This window comes from Protofrankia sp. Cj3, from assembly GCF_917627355.1.
GTDB lineage: Bacteria > Actinomycetota > Actinomycetes > Frankiales > Frankiaceae > Protofrankia.
The window spans coordinates 1-1363 of the sequence record NZ_CAKJTR010000067.1; the positions used below are offsets into that span (position 1 = coordinate 1).

Sequence of the window (1363 nt, forward strand, 5' to 3'; positions counted from 1 at the left end):
GCGTTCGAGCGTGCGGCATAGCCGGTGACCTCGCAGTACACGTGGGCGCCCCGGGCCCGCGCATGCGCCAGCTCCTCCAGCACGAGTACGGCGGAGCCCTCGCCCATCACGAACCCGTCGCGGGTCGCGTCGAACGGCCGGGAGGCGTGCTCGGGATCGTCGTTGCGCGCGGACGTCGCCCGGATCGCGTCGAAGCACGCGATCGAGATCGGGGACAGCGGCGCGTCCGACGCTCCCGCGATCACGATGTCGGCCTCACCGTCGACGATGAGCTGGTGACCGTACCCGACCGCGTCGATCCCGGAGGTACAGCCGGTCGAGACCACGTGTGCCGGGCCATGGGCGGCGAACCGGTAGGCCACCTCGGTGGCCAGACAGCTGGGGACCAGGGCGTGGTAAAGAAAGGACGATGCGTAGCTGGGGTCGACAAGCCAGTCGCGCCCGCTGTTACTGGCGATCACGTACTCGTCTTCCAGCCGGGTGGTCGCGCCGACCGCGCTGCCCATGCTCACGGCTACCAGCGGCTGGTCGGGGTCGGCGGGGTCCGCGTCCCCGCCGAGTTCCAGCCCGCTATCGGTGACCGCTTCGGTCGCGGCCACGAGGGCGAACTGGATGAAACGGTCGTTACGGGCGATTTCCTGTGGCGTCAGCCCCGCCGCGGCCGGGTCGAAGTCGCATTCGGCGGCCACCTGCGAGCGGAACTGGCTCGGGTCGAAGAACGACAGGCGTCTGGTGGCTGTCCGGCCATCGGTCAGCAGGTGCCAGAACTCCTTGCTACCGGTGCCTCCCGGCGCGACCACGCCGATGCCGGTTATCGCCGTCCGTCTCACTTCCGGCTCCTTCATGGGATGTTCCAGCGTGGGCACGTCAGTTCTGGGGGAGCGGTTCGGTGTCCACGTGGCCGAGTTCCGGGCGCGGCGCCAAGGGGCTCAGCTGGAAGACAAGGAAGGCCGTCTGGCTGCCCTCGTTGACGATCCGATGCCGCATCCCGATCGGGATGAGGAGCCCGTGCTCGGCGGGCAGCGCGGTGTGCTCGCCGTCGAGCCGCGCGGTGACGCCTCCGGACACGCAGTACAGGAACTCCTCGGAGTACGGGTGCCAGTGCTCGGTGACGACCTCACCCGGTTGCAGCGTCAGCGTGCCGAGGAAGCCGGACTTCGCACCCACCGTCGCGGGGGACAGTAGGGTACGGATATCGCCGCCGCGACGGCGGTTGGCCGGGACGGCGTGGATCGACAGCGCGGCCGGTCTGGTGGTGGGGGTGGTCACGGTCATGGCTTCTCCTGGATCCCTGGGGGGTGGGCAGGCCAGCGTTCCAAAATCGTCGGCGACGTGGGGGTGTCGTCGCCGGGTAGCAGGTGTG

At 69.6% G+C, this 1363-nt stretch carries 2 protein-coding genes; both read right to left on the reverse strand.

Features of this window, described 5'->3' with window-relative positions:
• A partial coding sequence (locus MJ783_RS11335) for a beta-ketoacyl synthase (protein ID WP_239310365.1) occupies positions 1-830 on the reverse strand: 830 nt, incomplete at its 3' end.
• A gap of 37 nt (positions 831-867) precedes the next feature.
• Positions 868-1275, reverse strand: a complete 408-nt coding sequence (locus MJ783_RS11340) for a cupin domain-containing protein (RefSeq protein ID WP_239310366.1) — start codon at positions 1273-1275, stop codon at positions 868-870.
• Between the last annotated feature and the right edge of the window lie 88 nt (positions 1276-1363).

Bases quoted from the DNA above. Each gene is read 5' to 3' on its own strand.
- MJ783_RS11340 (WP_239310366.1), bottom strand. From the start codon at position 1,275: ATGACCGTGACCACCCCCACCACCAGACCGGCCGCGCTGTCGATCCAC.